The 15,595-nt window shown below is 75.0% G+C and carries 15 protein-coding genes; 10 read left to right on the top strand and 5 right to left on the bottom strand.

Features of this window, described 5'->3' with window-relative positions; all coding sequences use genetic code 11:
• Position 1: 1 nt before the first annotated feature.
• A complete protein-coding gene (locus tag FVA95_RS11535) occupies positions 2 to 607 on the top strand; it encodes a DUF1707 domain-containing protein (protein ID WP_240051424.1) in 606 nt (201 codons plus the stop codon).
• A 74-nt stretch (positions 608 to 681) separates the two neighbouring features.
• Here the strand turns inward: FVA95_RS11535 and rpmB are convergent, their stop codons facing one another.
• On the bottom strand, positions 682 to 873 hold the full coding sequence (rpmB, locus tag FVA95_RS11530; protein ID WP_020627372.1) for a 50S ribosomal protein L28: 192 nt from the start codon (positions 871 to 873) through the stop codon (positions 682 to 684).
• A gap of 157 nt (positions 874 to 1,030) precedes the next feature.
• On the opposite strand from rpmB, the gene FVA95_RS11525 reads away from it, so the two are divergent.
• Both FVA95_RS11525 and recG read left to right on the top strand, forming a co-directional pair.
• On the top strand, positions 1,031 to 2,764 hold the full coding sequence (locus tag FVA95_RS11525; protein ID WP_149664206.1) for a DAK2 domain-containing protein: 1,734 nt from the start codon (positions 1,031 to 1,033) through the stop codon (positions 2,762 to 2,764).
• Positions 2,765 to 4,945, top strand: a complete 2,181-nt coding sequence (gene recG, locus FVA95_RS11520; RefSeq protein WP_149664205.1) for an ATP-dependent DNA helicase RecG — start codon at positions 2,765 to 2,767, stop codon at positions 4,943 to 4,945.
• A 4-nt stretch (positions 4,946 to 4,949) separates the two neighbouring features.
• Here recG and FVA95_RS11515 read toward each other — a convergent pair whose 3' ends face one another.
• Positions 4,950 to 5,606, bottom strand: a complete 657-nt coding sequence (locus FVA95_RS11515; RefSeq protein ID WP_149664204.1) for a hypothetical protein — start codon at positions 5,604 to 5,606, stop codon at positions 4,950 to 4,952.
• 205 nt (positions 5,607 to 5,811) lie between these two features.
• Here FVA95_RS11515 and FVA95_RS11510 point away from each other — a divergent pair, with 205 nt between their 5' ends.
• Both FVA95_RS11510 and rsmD read left to right on the top strand, forming a co-directional pair.
• Positions 5,812 to 9,192: a pyruvate carboxylase gene (locus FVA95_RS11510; protein WP_149664203.1), complete on the top strand. Its 3,381-nt coding sequence runs from the start codon at positions 5,812 to 5,814 to the stop codon at positions 9,190 to 9,192.
• Positions 9,193 to 9,213: 21 nt separating this feature from the next.
• The gene (gene rsmD / locus FVA95_RS11505) at positions 9,214 to 9,768 is read left to right on the top strand and encodes a 16S rRNA (guanine(966)-N(2))-methyltransferase RsmD (RefSeq protein WP_149664202.1); all 555 of its coding nucleotides are present in this window, start codon (positions 9,214 to 9,216) and stop codon (positions 9,766 to 9,768) included.
• Positions 9,769 to 9,775: 7 nt separating this feature from the next.
• Here rsmD and FVA95_RS11500 read toward each other — a convergent pair whose 3' ends face one another.
• The 3 genes from FVA95_RS11500 to FVA95_RS11490 are packed head-to-tail and all read right to left on the bottom strand — an operon-like array spanning position 9,776 to position 11,132.
• Entirely contained in the window at positions 9,776 to 10,459 is a 684-nt protein-coding gene (locus FVA95_RS11500) for an HAD family phosphatase (RefSeq protein ID WP_161992278.1), read from the bottom strand.
• On the bottom strand, positions 10,456 to 10,896 hold the full coding sequence (locus FVA95_RS11495) for a PTS glucose transporter subunit IIA (RefSeq protein ID WP_240051423.1): 441 nt from the start codon (positions 10,894 to 10,896) through the stop codon (positions 10,456 to 10,458). The genes FVA95_RS11500 and FVA95_RS11495 overlap by 4 nt, the downstream gene beginning before the upstream one ends.
• 5 nt (positions 10,897 to 10,901) lie before the next feature.
• The gene (locus tag FVA95_RS11490) at positions 10,902 to 11,132 is read right to left on the bottom strand and encodes a glucose PTS transporter subunit EIIB (RefSeq protein ID WP_020626212.1); all 231 of its coding nucleotides are present in this window, start codon (positions 11,130 to 11,132) and stop codon (positions 10,902 to 10,904) included.
• A 169-nt stretch (positions 11,133 to 11,301) separates the two neighbouring features.
• Between FVA95_RS11490 and FVA95_RS11485 the strand changes: the two genes are divergently transcribed.
• From FVA95_RS11485 to FVA95_RS11465, 5 genes are read left to right on the top strand one after another with little or no spacing between them, the layout of a single operon-like run.
• A complete protein-coding gene (locus FVA95_RS11485; RefSeq protein WP_205015825.1) occupies positions 11,302 to 12,606 on the top strand; it encodes a PTS transporter subunit EIIC in 1,305 nt (434 codons plus the stop codon).
• Positions 12,607 to 12,632: 26 nt separating this feature from the next.
• Positions 12,633 to 12,899: an HPr family phosphocarrier protein gene (locus FVA95_RS11480; RefSeq protein ID WP_149664231.1), complete on the top strand. Its 267-nt coding sequence runs from the start codon at positions 12,633 to 12,635 to the stop codon at positions 12,897 to 12,899.
• Positions 12,896 to 14,059 carry an N-acetylglucosamine-6-phosphate deacetylase gene (locus tag FVA95_RS11475; RefSeq protein ID WP_149664199.1) on the top strand — a complete coding sequence of 388 codons (1,164 nt, stop codon included), beginning with the start codon at positions 12,896 to 12,898 and terminating at the stop codon, positions 14,057 to 14,059. Before FVA95_RS11480 ends, FVA95_RS11475 begins: the two co-directional genes overlap by 4 nt.
• The gene (locus FVA95_RS11470) at positions 14,059 to 14,838 is read left to right on the top strand and encodes a glucosamine-6-phosphate deaminase (RefSeq protein WP_149664198.1); all 780 of its coding nucleotides are present in this window, start codon (positions 14,059 to 14,061) and stop codon (positions 14,836 to 14,838) included. Before FVA95_RS11475 ends, FVA95_RS11470 begins: the two co-directional genes overlap by 1 nt.
• 20 nt (positions 14,839 to 14,858) lie before the next feature.
• Positions 14,859 to 15,593 carry a GntR family transcriptional regulator gene (locus tag FVA95_RS11465; RefSeq protein WP_149664197.1) on the top strand — a complete coding sequence of 245 codons (735 nt, stop codon included), beginning with the start codon at positions 14,859 to 14,861 and terminating at the stop codon, positions 15,591 to 15,593.
• Positions 15,594 to 15,595 lie beyond the last annotated feature (2 nt).

Raw genomic sequence — 15,595 nt, 5'->3', positions numbered from 1 at the left:
GGTGGACGACCCGGGGGACATGCGCATATCGGACGCCGACCGTGAGGCGGCGGCCCGCCGGCTGCACGACCCCCTCGGTGAGGGCCGCATCACGCTGGCCGAGCTGGAGGAACGGCTCGACGCGGTCTACGCCGCCCGCGTCGCCCGGGACCTGCGGCCGCCGCTGGCGGACCTGCCCGGTGGGCTGCCGCCGTCGGTCACCGCGCTGGCGCCGGTCCCGGCCCGTCCCCCCGCGCCGTCGGAGCGGGTGCGGCTGACGACCGCCGCCGGGACGATCAAGCGCACCGGGGACTGGCAGGTCCCGGCGGCGCTGTACCTGCAGTCGTCGATGGGGACCATCCACCTCGACCTGTCCGAGGTGCGGTCGCTGCCGCCGCGGATCGACGTCGAGGTCGCGCTCGGGATGGGCGAGGTCGTGCTGGTCCTGCCCGAGGGCGGCACCGCCGACGTCGACGGCACGAAGGCGTCCTGGGGCGAGGTGAAGACCAAGGTGCCCTCGACGCCCGGGGCCGCCGGGCCGCACGTCGTGGTCCACGGCAAGGTGGGCATGGGGTCGGTCACGGTGCGCGGGCCGCGCCGCAGCTGGTGGCGGTCCATGATCGAGTGAGCCGCCGCCCCGGGAACGACGGAGGCCCGGTCCCCAGGGGACCGGGCCTCGATCGTGGTTCGGGTCTCGCGCACTCAGACGCGGGTCACCTTGCCCGCCTTCAGGCAGGAGGTGCAGGCGTTGATCCGACGGCGGTTGCCACCGTTGATCGCGGCGCGCACCGTCTGGATGTTGGGGTTCCAGCGGCGGTGGGTGCGGCGGTGCGAGTGCGAGACAGACATGCCGAAGCCCGGACCCTTGCCACAGACGTCGCAGACGGCAGCCACGTCGGACACTCCTCGGGTTGACGAACAGATTCACGAACAGATTCTCGGCACGGACGTGCCGAGGCTCGGCCTTCAAGTCTAGCCACCCCCGTGTCGCGACCGGCGCGCGGGGCCGTCCCGCGGCACCGGGGGCCGCCGCGCACCTAGTGTGGTGCCCGTGGCCTCGCCGTTCGACCCCGCGCTGCTGCGCCGTTGGATCGACGCCGCCGCCGAGCGGCTCACCGCCGGGCGGGCCGAGATCGACCGCATCAACGTCTTCCCGGTCGCCGACCACGACACCGGGTCGAACCTGCTGCTGACCGCCCGCGCGGCCGCCTCGGCCCCGCTCGACGGGGACGCGGCCGAGGACGTCCGGCCGGTGCGGGCCGCGTCGGCCCTGGCCGCGGCCGCCGTGCGCGGAGCCCGCGGGAACTCCGGCCTGATCCTGTCCCAGCTGTTCCGGGGCCTGGCCGAGGAGCTGGAGGCCGCGGCGGCACGACGCCCGAACACCCCCGCCGGTGAGCTGCTCGCGGGGGCGCTGCGGCGGGCGGCGGCGCTGGCGGCCGTCGCGGTGTCCGCGCCGCGTCCGGGGACCGCACTGACCGTGCTCGACGCCGCCGCCGCGGCCGTCGCGGCGCGGGTCGCCGCCGGTACGGCGTCCGGGCCTGCGTCCGGGCCCCTGGTCCCCGGCGCGACGCTCACCCGGGTCGCCGACCCCGCCGACCCCGCCGACGCGGGACACGGGACGGACGTGGGGCACGGGACGACCGTCGCCCTCGCCGAGGCCGCGCGCGTCGCGGCGGACGCGGCGCGGGCCGCGCTGGCCCGGTCCACCGGGCGCCCGCCGGAGCTCGTGCGGGCCGGGGTCGTCGACGCGGGCGGGCTCGGCCTGGTCGTCGTCCTCGACGCGCTGGTCGCCGCGGCCGGCGGTGATCCGGCGCCGCCGCCGTCGTCGCAGGCGGCGGGGCCGGGTCCGGCCTCGACGGTCACCGCCGGCGGCGAGCTCGTGCCGTGGGTGCCCCAGCCGGTCTACGAGGTCTCCTACTGGCTGCCCGCCCCCGACCCCGCCGCGGTGGAGACGCTGCGGGCCCGGCTCGCCGGGCTCGGGGACTCGGTCGGCCTCGCCGGGGACGGCAGCGGCGGGGTGATGGTGCACGTGCACACCACCGAGGCCGGGCCCGCGGTCGAGGCGGGGCTCGCGGCGGGGCGCCCGTCCGGGATCCGGATCGAGGCGCTGCCGCCGGCGTCGCCGAGCCGGGACCGCGCCGTCCTGCTGATGATCGAGAGCAGCGGGGCCGGGGCGCTGGCCCGGGCCGCGGGTGGGAACGTGCTGGTCGCCGACCCGGACCCGACCGTCGACGAGGTCCTGGCCGCGATCCGGGCGACCGGTGCGGAGCACGTCGTGGTGCTGCCGTGCGCGACGCACCGGCGCACGGTCACCGAGACCGCGGCGGAGCGGGTGCGCTTCGAGGGCATCGACGTCGTGGTGGTCCCGGCGAGCTCGGTGCTGCAGGGCCTGGCCGCGCTCGCGGTGCACGACCCGGCCCGTCGCGCCCCGGACGACGTCGTCGCGATGGCCGAGGCCGCGGCCGCCACCCGGACCGGTGGGCTGGCCGTCGCCGAGGCCGAGGCGCTCACCTGGGCCGGTCCCTGCCGCCCGGGGGAGATCCTCGGGATCTCCGACGGCGAGGTCGTGTTGATCGCCCCGGATCTCGCTGTCGGTGCCCTGTGGTTGGCTCACCGCATGCTCACTCCGGGTGGGGAGCTGGTGACCGTGCTGCTCGGCTCGGCCGCCCCCGACGAGCTCGGGGAGCGGCTCGCCGAGGACCTGCGCCGCACCCACCCGGAGGTCGACGTCGTGGTGCACCGGGGGGAGCAGGGCGACTACCCGCTGGTGCTGGGAGTGGAGTAGATGGACGACGGGTTCGACCTCGACAGCCGGCTCGACGGGCCGCTCGGGCGCAAGGCCGCCGACGCGCTGGCCCCGCTCGGGCTGGAGACCGTCGGCGACCTGCTGCGGCACTACCCGCGCCGCTACGTCGACCGCGGCCGGCTCACCGAGATCGCCGGTCTCGTCGCGGGCGAGCACGTCACGGTCGTCGCGCAGGTGGCGCGGGCCGAGCTGCGGGACATGCGCAACCGGCGCGGGAAGATGCTCAAGGCCGTCATCCGGGACGAGAAGGGCGGCGAGCTCGACGCCACCTTCTTCAACGGCTGGAAGCTGCAGGGCTTCATCAAGCAGGGCGTCGTCGGGGTGTTCTCCGGCAAGGTCGGGGTGTTCAACAACCGGCTCCAGCTGACCCACCCGCAGTTCGAGGAGATCGAGGAGAGCGACTCGCTGCGCCCGTTCCTGTCGGTCTACCCGGCGAACGCCAAGGTGACCTCGCAGGCGATCGCGCGGTCGGTCCGCCAGGTGCTGGACCAGATCGACGACCCGACCGACCCGCTGCCCGAGTCGCTGCGCGAGCGGGAGAAGCTGCCCGAGCTGGGGCGGGCGCTGCGGCGCATCCACGTCCCCGAGACCGAGGCCGACCTGTTCGCCGCCCGGCACCGTCTGGTGTGGGACGAGGCGCTCGGTGTGCAGCTGGCGCTCGCGCTGCGCCGGGAGGCCGCCGTCGCGCGGCCGGCCCCGGTGTGCCCGCGCCGTGACGACGGCCTGCTCGCCGCGTTCGACGCGAACCTGCCGTTCCCGCTCACCGAGGGCCAGCAGGAGGTGGGTGAGCAGGTCGCCGCCGACCTCGCCCGGGAGCACCCGATGAACCGCCTCGTGCAGGGCGACGTCGGCGCGGGCAAGACGATCGTCGCGCTGCGGGCGATGCTGCAGGCGTTCGACGCGGGCACCCAGGCCGCGATGCTGGCCCCCACCGAGGTGCTCGCCGCCCAGCACGCCCGCTCGCTGCGGGCGATGCTCGGCCCGCTCGGGCGCAGCGGCGAGCTCGGCGCGGCGGAGAACGCGACCGCGGTGACGCTGCTGACCGGGTCGATGGGGGCGAAGGCCAAGCGGCAGGCGCTGCTCGACGCGCAGTCCGGGGCGGCGGGGATCGTCGTCGGGACCCACGCGCTGATCCAGGACACCGTCGGGTTCGCCGAGCTGGGGCTGGTCGTGGTCGACGAGCAGCACCGCTTCGGTGTCGAGCAGCGTGACGCGCTGCGCGCCCGCGGTGAGAAGGCCCCGCACATGCTGGTCATGACGGCCACGCCGATCCCGCGCACCGTGGCCATGACCGTCTACGGCGACCTGGCCGTGTCCGAGCTGAAGGGGCTGCCGAAGGGCCGCTCCCCGGTCGCGACGACCGTCGTGCCGCTGGCGGAGCACCCGTCGTGGATCGAGCGGGTGTGGCAGCGGATCCGCGAGGAGGTCGAGGCGGGCCACCAGTGCTACGTCGTGTGCCCCCGGGTCGGCGGTGCCGAGAAGGAGGGCGCCGAGAAGGAGGACGCCGAGGAGCCCCCGCCGGACGACGACGGCGGCGAGGAGCGGCGTGCCCCGCTCGCGGTGCTCGACATCGCCCCGCTGATCTCCGAGAAGCTGGCCGGGCTGCGCGTCGGGATCCTGCACGGCAAGCTCCCGCCGGAGGAGAAGGACACCGTGATGCGGGCCTTCGAACGCGCCGAGCTGGACGTGCTGGTCGCGACCACGGTGATCGAGGTCGGCGTCGACGTGCCGAACGCGACCGGGATCGTGCTGCTCGACGCGGACCGGTTCGGCCTGTCCCAGCTGCACCAGCTGCGCGGCCGGGTCGGCCGGGGCAGCGCTCCCGGGCTGTGCCTGCTGGTCACCGACATGCCCGCCGCGACCGCCGCCCGCGAGCGGCTCGACGCGATCGCCGGGACCACCGACGGCTTCGAGCTGGCCCGGCTGGACCTGGAGCTGCGCCGCGAGGGCGACGTGCTCGGATCGAGCCAGTCCGGGTCCCGCTCGGGGCTCAAGCTGCTGTCGCTGCTGCGCCACGGCGAGGTCATCGAGAAGGCCCAGGTCTACGCCCGGCACCTGGTCGCCGAGGACCCGGGCCTGGCCGGCCACCCGCGGCTGCGGGACCTGGTGGCCGAGACCCTCGGCGACGAGGAGCGGGCCGCCTACCTGGACAAGTCCTGACCGGTCACGGCCCGGGGAGCTCACCGCGGGCCGCGGCGTCGAGCCTCGCGCGGGCCGGGCGGGGCAGGTGCACCCGGCCGGACCGCTCGAGGCGGTCCAGCTCGGCGCGGGCGCGGCCGTAGGCGGCGAGCCGTTCGGGTTCGGAGTCGGAGTCCCGCGCGGTGGTCAGCAGCTTCACCACGCGCTCGACGGTGCGCCGCTCCTCGGGGTCCAGCCCGGCGAGCCGGATCCGGTCGGCGGCGTCCACCGCGGCGGTCCAGGCGCGGCGGGCGGCGTCGACGGCGCGCACGTGGGTCGCGGCGTGCGGCTCGCCCGGGTAGCCGTCGGTGTCCAGCGCCTGCGCCTCGGCGAACGCGTCGACGAACCGGGCGGTGGCGGCGACGGTGGTGTCCGAGAGCGCGGGTCGGCGCAGCACGGCCAGCGGGTCGGCCTCGTGCGCGGCGAACTCACCGCGCAGCCGCTGGAACTCGGCCCGTGCACGTCGCCACGCCTGCTCGGCGGCGACGGCGTCGGGCGACAGCGCGGGCCGCGGGACCGGTTCCGCCGCCGGACCGTCCACCGGGCCGCGGTCGGCGCGCAGCCGCCGGTAGGCGCCGACCACGGCCATCACCAGCAACGCCAGCGACAGCAGCTGGACCACCACGGTCAGCACCGGCACCACCGCCCCTCCGCCCCGGACCACCGTCCACGGTGCCCCAGGTGGGCGGATCGCGCCACGTGCCGCCCGGTGCGGGGCGTCGTCCCGCTGGGTGGGCACCCCGTCCCGAGCGGTGGTCGGGACCGCTCCGATCGTGTCAGGATCACGCGTCCGTCGCGGGGAACCCCTGTCGCGACGGGGTTCGTCGCCGACCGTGATGAGGAGACCGATGTTCCGCAAGGTGCTGGTGGCCAACCGGGGCGAGATCGCCATCCGGGCGTTCCGGGCCGCGTTCGAGCTGGGTGTCTCGACGGTGGCGGTGTTCCCGTACGAGGACCGCAACTCGCTGCACCGCGCGAAGGCCGACGAGTCCTACCAGATCGGTGAGCCGGGTCACCCGGTCCGCGCGTACCTGTCGGTGGAGGAGGTCATCCGCGCCGCGAAGAAGGCCGGCGCGGACGCGGTCTACCCCGGCTACGGCTTCATGTCGGAGAACCCCGACCTCGCCCGTGCCTGCGCCGAGGAGGGCATCACCTTCGTCGGCCCGCCCACCGAGGTCCTGCACCTGACGGGCAACAAGTTCCGCGCCGTGGCGGCCGCCCGCGAGGCGGGCGTGCCGGTGCTGGAGTCCTCCGACCCCTCCGACGACGTCGAGGAGCTGCTCGCCGCCGCCGAGAACATCGACTTCCCGATCTTCGTCAAGGCCGTTGCCGGCGGCGGCGGGCGCGGGATGCGCCGGGTCACCGAGCCCGGCGACCTGCGCGACGCGATCGAGGCCGCGAGCCGGGAGGCGGAGTCGGCCTTCGGTGACGGCACCGTGTTCCTGGAGCAGGCGGTGGTCAACCCCCGCCACATCGAGGTCCAGATCCTCGCCGACGCCGAGGGCAACGTCGTGCACCTCTACGAGCGCGACTGCTCGGTGCAGCGCCGCCACCAGAAGGTCGTCGAGATCGCCCCGGCCCCGAACCTGGACCCGGAGCTGCGGGACCGGATCTGCGCCGACGCGGTGAACTTCGCGAAGACGATCGGCTACGTGAACGCCGGCACCGTGGAGTTCCTGCTCGACGAGCGCGGCAAGCACCACTTCATCGAGATGAACCCGCGGATCCAGGTCGAGCACACGGTCACCGAGCAGGTCACCGACCGCGACCTGGTCATCGCCCAGCTGCGGATCGCCTCCGGGCTCACGTTGCCGGAGCTGCGGCTGACCCAGGACGACATCACCCTCACCGGCGCGGCGATGCAGACCCGCATCACCACCGAGGACCCGGCCAACGAGTTCCGCCCCGACGTCGGCACGCTGTCGGTCTACCGCTCCCCGGGCGGCCCGGGCGTGCGTCTGGACGGCGGCACCGTGCACGTCGGCGCCGAGGTCTCGGCGCACTTCGACTCGATGCTGGTCAAGCTGACCTGCCACGGCCACGACTTCGCCAACGCCGCCCGGCGCGCCCGGCGCGCGCTGGCCGAGTTCCGGATCCGTGGTGTGGCGACGAACCTGCCGTTCCTGGCCGCCGTGCTGGAGGACGAGGACTTCAAGCAGGGCCGGGTGACCACCAGCTTCATCGAGGAGCGCCCGCACCTGCTCAAGGCCCGCCCGTCGGCCGACCGCGGCTCGCGGATCCTGCAGTACCTGGGCGAGGTCACGGTGAACAAGCCCAACGGTGACCGGCCGCTGGTCGTGGAGCCGGTGGACAAGCTGCCCGCCGGTGTCGACCTGGAGACGCCGGCGCCGGACGGCTCCGCGCAGCTGCTGCGCGAGCTCGGCCCCGAGGGCTTCGCACGCCGGCTGCGTGAGCAGACCGCCGTCGCCGTCACCGACACGACGTTCCGCGACGCCCACCAGTCGCTGCTGGCGACCCGGATCCGGACCCGGGACCTTCTCGCGGTCGCGCCGTACGTGGCGCGCACCATGCCCGAGCTGCTGTCGCTGGAGTGCTGGGGCGGTGCGACCTACGACGTGGCCCTGCGCTTCCTCGCCGAGGACCCGTGGGACCGGCTCGCCGCGATCAAGGCGGCGGCGCCGAACATCTGCACCCAGATGCTGCTGCGCGGGCGCAACACCGTCGGCTACACGCCGTACCCGCTCGCGGTGACCGACGCCTTCGTGCAGGAGGCGGCGGACACCGGCATGGACATCTTCCGGATCTTCGACGCCCTCAACGACGTGTCCCAGATGCGTCCGGCCATCGACGCCGTCCGCAGCACCGGCACGGCGCTGGCCGAGGTCGCGCTCTGCTACACCGCGGACCTGTCGGACCCGGGGGAGAAGCTCTACACCCTCGACTACTACCTGCGCTTGGCCGAGGAGATCGTCGAGGCCGGTGCGCACGTGCTGGCGATCAAGGACATGGCCGGGCTGCTGCGCCCGCCGGCGGCGCGGACGCTGGTCACGGCGCTGCGGGAACGCTTCGACCTCCCGGTGCACCTGCACACCCACGACACCGCTGGCGGCCAGCTCGCGACGCTGGTCGCGGCGATCGACGCCGGGGTCGACGCCGTCGACGGCGCGGTCGCCTCGATGGCCGGCACCACGAGCCAGCCGTCGCTGTCGGCGCTGGTCGCGGCCACCGACCACACCGACCGTGCGACCGGGCTGAGCCTGGCCGCGGTCGGGGACATGGAGCCGTACTGGGAGGCGGTGCGCAAGGTCTACGCGCCGTTCGAGTCCGGGCTCGCGTCGCCGACCGGGCGGGTCTACCACCACGAGATCCCCGGCGGGCAGCTGTCGAACCTGCGCCAGCAGGCGATCGCGCTCGGGCTGGGCGACCGGTTCGAGCTGATCGAGGACTGCTACGCCGCCGCGGACCGGATGCTGGGCAGGCTGGTGAAGGTGACGCCGTCGTCGAAGGTCGTCGGTGACCTGGCCCTGCACCTGGTCGGGGCCGGGGTGGAGTCCGCGGACTTCGAGAAGGACCCGGCGAGCTTCGACATCCCGGACTCGGTGATCGGGTTCCTGCGCGGTGAGCTGGGCTCGCCGCCCGCGGGCTGGCCGGAGCCGTTCCGGACCCGCGCGCTGGAGGGCCGCAGCCCCGCGGCGGAGAAGGCGGAACTGTCCGGCGACGACCGCGAGGGCCTCGCCCACGACCGGCGCCGCACGCTGAACCGGCTGCTGTTCCCCGGCCCGACCAAGGACTTCGACACCCACCGCGAGCAGTACGGCAACACCGCGGTGCTGTCGTCGAAGGACTTCTTCTACGGCCTGGAGGAGGACCTCGAGCACACCGTCGACCTCGAGCCCGGCGTCACGCTGATCATCGAGCTGGAGGCCGTCTCCGAGCCCGACGAGCGCGGCTACCGCACCCTGCTGACCACTCTGAACGGCCAGCTGCGCCCGGTGTCGGTGCGCGACGAGTCGGTCGCCACCGAGGTGAAGGCCGCGGAGAAGGCGGAGAAGGGCAACGACGCGCACGTCGCCGCCCCGTTCGCCGGTGTCGTGACGCTGCAGGTCGAGGAGGGCGACACCGTCGACGACGGCCAGACCGTCGCCACCATCGAGGCCATGAAGATGGAGGCGTCGATCACCGCGCACCGGGCCGGCACCGTCAAACGGCTCGCGATCGGGAAGGTCACCCAGGTCGAGGGCGGGGACCTGCTGGTCGAGCTGGACTGAGCCGCACGGCACGATGGAGCGATGACCAGGCTGATCGCGGGCACGGCGGGCGGACGACGGCTCGCCGTGCCGCCGTCGGGGACCCGGCCGACGTCGGACCGGGTCCGGGAGGCGCTGTTCTCCGCGCTCGACCACGACCCGGGCCTGCACGGCGCCGCCGTGCTCGACGTGTGCGCGGGTTCCGGCGCGCTGGGGCTGGAGGCACTGTCCCGGGGCGCCGCCGAGGCGCTGTTCGTCGAGTCGGACAAGCGGGCCGCGGGGGTGCTGCGGCGCAACCTGGCCGCGGTCGGGCTCGGCGGGTCGGTCGTCGCGGGGCGGGCCGGGACCGTGCTGGCCGGGCCCGCGCCGCGGGCGTTCGACGTGGTGCTGGTCGACCCGCCCTACGCGGTCCCCGACGACGAGGTCGCGGGCTGGCTGAGCGCCGCGGCCGCCCACGGGTGGCTCGCACCCGGGGCGGCCGTCGTCGTCGAGCGGGCGAAGGCGTCGGGGGAGTTCGCCTGGCCGGAGGGGTTCGCCGCGGGCCGGTCACGCCGCTACGGCGACACCGTCCTGCACCACGGCTCGCTCGTGGGCTGAGCCCGGATCAGGCCGCCGGGCCCAGTAGCCGGTCGGGCGTCAGGTCGGGCACCGTGCGGTGCGCCCCGGCCGCGGTCAGCTCCGCGTCCCCGGCCGTCGTCCGGACCCCGACGATGGTGCCCATCCCGGCCGCGACCAGCGAGGACACCCCGGCGACGGAGTCCTCGAACGCGACGCAGCCGCCCGGGTCGGCGTCGAGACGTCGGCACGCGGCGAGGTAGCCCTCCGGGTCCGGCTTGCCACGCACCACGTCCTCGGCGGTGACGACCAGCTCGACCAGCGGGGCCGCGCCGAGCACGTCACCCAGCACCCGGTCCGCCCAGCTGCGGCGGGCGCTCGTCACCACCGCGAGTCGGTGCCCGCGCTCGGCCAGCGAGCGGAGCAGCGCGGGTGCGCCGGGGACGACGTCGACGTCCTCGGCGAGGGCGGAGCCGTGCCCGGCCAGCTGCGCGGCGAGCTCGTCGGGGTCCTCGCCGCGCCACGGCCCGTCGACCTCGCGCAGTACGTCGACCGCGCGGCGGCCCATGAACCGGTGCCGGTAGGTGTCGTCGTCGACCTCGGCGCCCCACTCGGCGAAGAACCGGGCCCAGATCCGGCGGTGCACGTGCTCGCTGCGCACGAGGGTGCCGTCGAGGTCGAAGACGACCGGGGCCCCGTCGGGCACGGTGGCCACTGCGTCGGCGCCGCTCACAGGCGGAACAGCTCGTCGCCGGCGCGCACGGTGTGCCCGGTGGGGGCGGTCACCGACCCGGCGGGTGAGTCCAGCACGACGACCGGGCAGGTCGCGGCCAGGCCGGCCGCCCGCACGGCGGCGAGGTCGACGGTCAGCACCGGGGTACCCGGCTCGACCGGGTCGCCCTTCGCGACGTGCACGGTGAACCCGGCCCCGCCGAGCGAGACCGTGTCGATCCCGACGTGCACCAGCACCCCCGGCCCGTCGGCGGGGGCGACGACGAAGGCGTGCGGGTGCAGCGCCGCGACCGTCCCGCCGACCGGGGCCAGCACGACCGCCTCGGTGGTGTCCGCGGACGGCTCGACGGCCGTCCCACCGCCGAGCAGCTCGTCGCGGAACACTGGGTCCGGCACTCCCGCCGGCCCGACCACGGTCCCGTCGACGGGCGCGAGCACGGATCTCACAGCAGGTCCCGGACGTCGTCGCAGAGGTTCTCCGCCTCCGGCCCGATCACGACCTGCACGACGGTCCCGGACCGGACCACACCGTGCGCCCCGGCGGCCTTCAGCGCGGCGTCGTCGACCAGGCCGGGGTCGCCGACCTCGGTCCGCAGCCGGGTGATGCACGCCTCGATGTCGGTGATGTTCCCGGGCCCGCCCAGCCCCGCCACGATGTCGTCGGCCCTGCTCATGGGGTTCCTCCGCTCTCCGGTCACTACTGGTCATGACCAGTGTCTTGACAGTGCCGCGATCGCCCCGCACCCTCACTGGTTATAACCAGACCGTACCGGCTGACGCGGCAGCTCCACAACGCCCGCGCACCGGCCCCGGTCGCCGACACCTCACGAGGAGTGCGAGCCCATGAGCACCTCCACAGCGGAACCGGTACGACGACGGGCCGGGCTGGCCGGCCTGCAGCGTCTCGGCCGGAGCCTGATGCTCCCGATCGCCGTCCTGCCCGCGGCCGGTCTGCTGCTGCGTCTGGGGCAGGACGACCTGCTCGGCGGGGTCGAGGCGCTGAAGCAGCCCGCGGCGGTGCTCGCCGCGGCCGGTGGTGCGCTGTTCGACCACCTCCCGATGATCTTCGCGGTCGGCATCGCGATCGGCTGGGCGCGCCGCTCCGACGGTTCCACCGCCCTGGCGGCCCTCGTCGGCTACCTCGTCATGGACGGCGTGTTCACCGCGCTGTCCCCGGTGCTGCTGCCCGGGGTGCTCGACTCGAAGGGCGAGCAGGCCACGATCGACTTCGGGGTGCTGGGCGGCATCGTCGCGGGGCTCGTCGCGGCGCTGCTGTGGCAGCGCTTCCACCGCACGACGCTGCCGACCTTCCTCGGCTTCTTCAACGGCCGTCGGCTGGTCCCGATCCTCACCGCGGTCTCGATGATGGTGATCGCGTCGGTGATGAGCCTGGTCTACCCGGTCTTCAACACCGGGCTGACCGGGCTGGGCACCGTGGTCGGGGAGAACGCGGTCGTCGGCGGCGGGATCTTCGGCCTGGTCAACCGGCTCCTGCTGCCGGTCGGGCTGCACCACATCGTCAACAACGTCGTCTGGTTCCTCATCGGGGACTTCGACGGCACCCGCGGTGACCTCAACCGCTTCTTCGCCGGTGACCCGACCGCCGGGACGTTCATGACCGGCTTCTTCCCGATCATGATGTTCGCGCTGCCCGCGGCGGCACTCGCGATCTGGCACGAGGCCCGCCCGGAGCGGCGCAAGGTCGTCGGCGGGATCATGGTGTCGGTCGCGCTGACCTCCTTCGTCACCGGCATCACCGAGCCGCTCGAGTACGCCTTCGTCTACGTCGCGTGGCCGCTCTACCTGATCCACGCGGTGCTCACCGGCACCTCGCTCGCGCTGGTCAACGCGCTCGACATCCACAGCGGGTTCGCCTTCTCCGCCGGCGCGATCGACTACGTCCTCAACTTCGGCCAGTCCACCCGGCCGCTGTGGCTGATCCCGATCGGGCTGGCCTACGCCGTCGTCTACTACGTGCTGTTCCGCTTCGTGATCCGCCGCTGGAACCTGCGCACCCCCGGCCGGGAGGACGACGAGACCACCGGCACCGAGACCACACCGGCCACCGTCACCGCCGCGACCACCGAGAGCGCCGGGACCACCGGGGCCGCCGTCGACACCGACACCGCCGGACGGACCGACCGGTGACCACCCACGAGGAGCAGGAGAGCACCGTGCACACCCGCACCGCCGTCGTCGCGTCCCGGGTGGGGCTGCACGCCCGCCCGGCCGCGCTGTTCGCCCGCGCAGCAGGCGCCACCGGACTGGACGTCACCGTCGCGACGCAGGGGAAGGACCCGGTCGACGCCCGCAGCGTCCTCGGGCTCATGACCCTCGGCGTCGTCTTCGGCGACGAGGTCGTCCTGCGGGCCGACGGCGACGAGGCACCCGCCGCGCTGGACGGCCTCGTGGCGCTGCTCGAGACGGACCACGACGCGTGACGGCGGACCGCGTGCTGCGCGGCACCGTCGTCACCGACGGCCGGCTGCTCCCGGACTCGGTCGTCGCGGTCGCGGGGGACCGGATCGTCGCAGTCGTCCCGGCCGCGGCGTACGACGGTCCGCTCCCGCCCGCGTCGTCGTCGCTGCTGCTGCCCGGGCTGGTCGACGTGCACGACCACGGCGGTGCCGGACACGGCTTCCCGGACGCGACGGCGGCCGGGGCCGCGGCGGCCGTCGCCCACCACCGGGCGCACGGCACGACGACGACGGTCGCCTCGCTCGTCTCGGCCCCGCCGGACGTGCTGGCCGAACGGATCGCGACGCTGCGCCCGCTCGTCGTCGCCGGGGATCTCGCCGGGATCCACCTGGAGGGCCCGTTCCTGGCGACCGCGCGGTGCGGCGCGCACGACCCGCGAGCGATCCTCCCGGGTGATCCCGTGCTGCTCGACGAGCTGCTGACCAAGGCCGACGGCGCCGTCGCGTCGGTGACCTACGCGCCGGAGACCGCGCACGCGGCGGACCTGCTCGCGGTGCTCGCCATGCACGGCGTGCTGCCGAGCATCGGCCACACCGACGCCGACGCCCGTACCACCACGACCGGGATCGAACGGGCCGGCGGGGCGCCGATGAGCGCCACCCACCTGTTCAACGCGATGCCCCCGGTGCACCACCGGGCGCCCGGGCCCGCCGCGGCGTGCCTGGCGGCGGCCGCGCGGGGCGAGCTCGTCGTGGAGCTCGTCGCGGACGGGGTGCACCTGGCCGCCGAGACCGTCGCCGCGGTGTTCGACCTCGTCGGGCCGGACCGGGTCGCGCTGGTCACCGACGCGATGGCCGCGGCCGGGATGCCGGACGGCCAGTACCGCCTGGGCACCATGCAGGTCCGGGTGGACGACGGCGTCGCCCGGATCCCGGACGGGCCCATCGCGGGCGGCACCGCGTGCCTGGTCGACGTCGTCCGGGCCACGGTGCGCGACGCGGGGGTCCGGCTGCCGGACGCGGTGCTCGCCGCGACCCGCACGCCGGCCCGGCTCCTCGGGCTCGACGGCGAGGTCGGGTCGCTGGCCCCGGGCCACCGCGCCGACGTGCTCGTCACCGACGCGGACCTGCGGCCGCGCCACGTGCTGCGTGCCGGGGAGCCCGTCACCGGTGGGGGTGCGTGATGGAGGTCGTGGTCCTCGACGACCCACGGGCCTGCGGGCGGGCGGTCGCCGACGCCGTCGCCGAGGTCCTGGCCCGTGACACCGGCCGGCCGGCGACCCTCGGGCTCGCCACCGGAAGCTCCCCGCTGCCCGCCTACGCCGAGCTGATCCGGCGGCACCGCGAGGAGGGGCTGTCCTTCGCCGGGGCGCGGGCGTTCCTGCTCGACGAGTACCTGGGGCTGCCCACGGGGCATCCGCAGTCCTACCGCGAGGTCATCCGCCGGGAGCTGACCGACCATCTCGACATCGACCCGGCCGCGGTGCACGCCCCCGACGGCACCCGCGCCGACCCGGAGGCGGCCGCCGCCGACTACGAGCGGCTGCTCGCCGCGCACGGCCCGGTGGACCTGCAGATCCTGGGCATCGGCGGGAACGGTCACATCGGGTTCAACGAGCCCGGCTCGGCGTTCGACTCGCGCACCCGGGTCACGACGCTGACCGAACGGACCCGCGCCGACAACGCACGCTTCTTCGACCGTCCGGCCGACGTGCCGCACCGGGTGCTCACCCAGGGGCTGGCCACCATCACCGGCGCGCGGCGGATCGTGCTCGTCGCGACGGGGGAGGGCAAGCGCGCGGCCGTGGCGGCGACGGTGTCCGGACCGGTCACGACCGACGTGCCCGCGACCGTGCTGCGCACCCACCCGCACTGCACGCTCGTGCTCGACCGGGCGGCCGCCGGGGAGCGGGCCGGGCCCGTCGCGGCCGGGCAGGTCGGCGCACCGGGACGGGGGCGGTAGTGGCTACGGTGGACGGCACCATGAACGGCGAGGTCCGGATCGGCGACGGGGTCGTGCCCAAGCACGAGCAGCTCCGCACCCTGCTCGCGGAGACAATCGCGCGGGACTTCTCACCGGGCGACCCCTTCCCCAGCGAGCGCAGGCTGTGTCTGGACCACGGCGTGAGCCGGGTGACGGTGCGGGCCGCCGTCGGCGAGCTGGAGCGCGACGGGCTGCTGACCCGGGTCCGTGGCAAGGGCACCTACGTCGCCGCCCGCACCGCGCGCTCCCGGCTGCACCTCGCGTCCTTCCACGACGACATGCGCCGGCTCGGACTGACCCCGACCACGGTCGTCCTCGAGGTCGCCTGCACCACCGGGCCGCCGGAGGCCGTCCGTGCGCTCGGCCAGGGCCCCGACGGCCGGTGCTGGCACCTGCGGCGGCTGCGCGTCGCCGACGGGGTGCCGATGTCGATCGACGACGCCTGGTACGACGCCGAGCTGGTCCCGGACCTCGACGCCCACGACCTCAGCGGCTCGGTCTACGGGATCCTGCAGGACCACTACCGGCTCCCCATCGACCGCGCCGAGCAGACCGTCGCCGCCCGGCAGGCCGACGAGGCCTCGGCGGTCCTGCTCGGGATCCCCGCGGGGCACCCGGTCCTGGTGTTCGACCGGACCGCCAGCTCCGGCGACCGGCCGGTCGAGTACACCGTGTCCCACTACCGCGGTGACCGCTACGAGCTGCACATGTCGCTCGACCGGAGCTGGGCCTGACC

This window comes from Pseudonocardia sp. EV170527-09, from assembly GCF_008369905.1.
In the GTDB taxonomy this organism is placed as follows: domain Bacteria; phylum Actinomycetota; class Actinomycetes; order Mycobacteriales; family Pseudonocardiaceae; genus Pseudonocardia.
The sequence above is the reverse complement of the archived record's forward strand: the minus strand, read 5'-3'. Positions and strand labels throughout refer to the sequence as shown.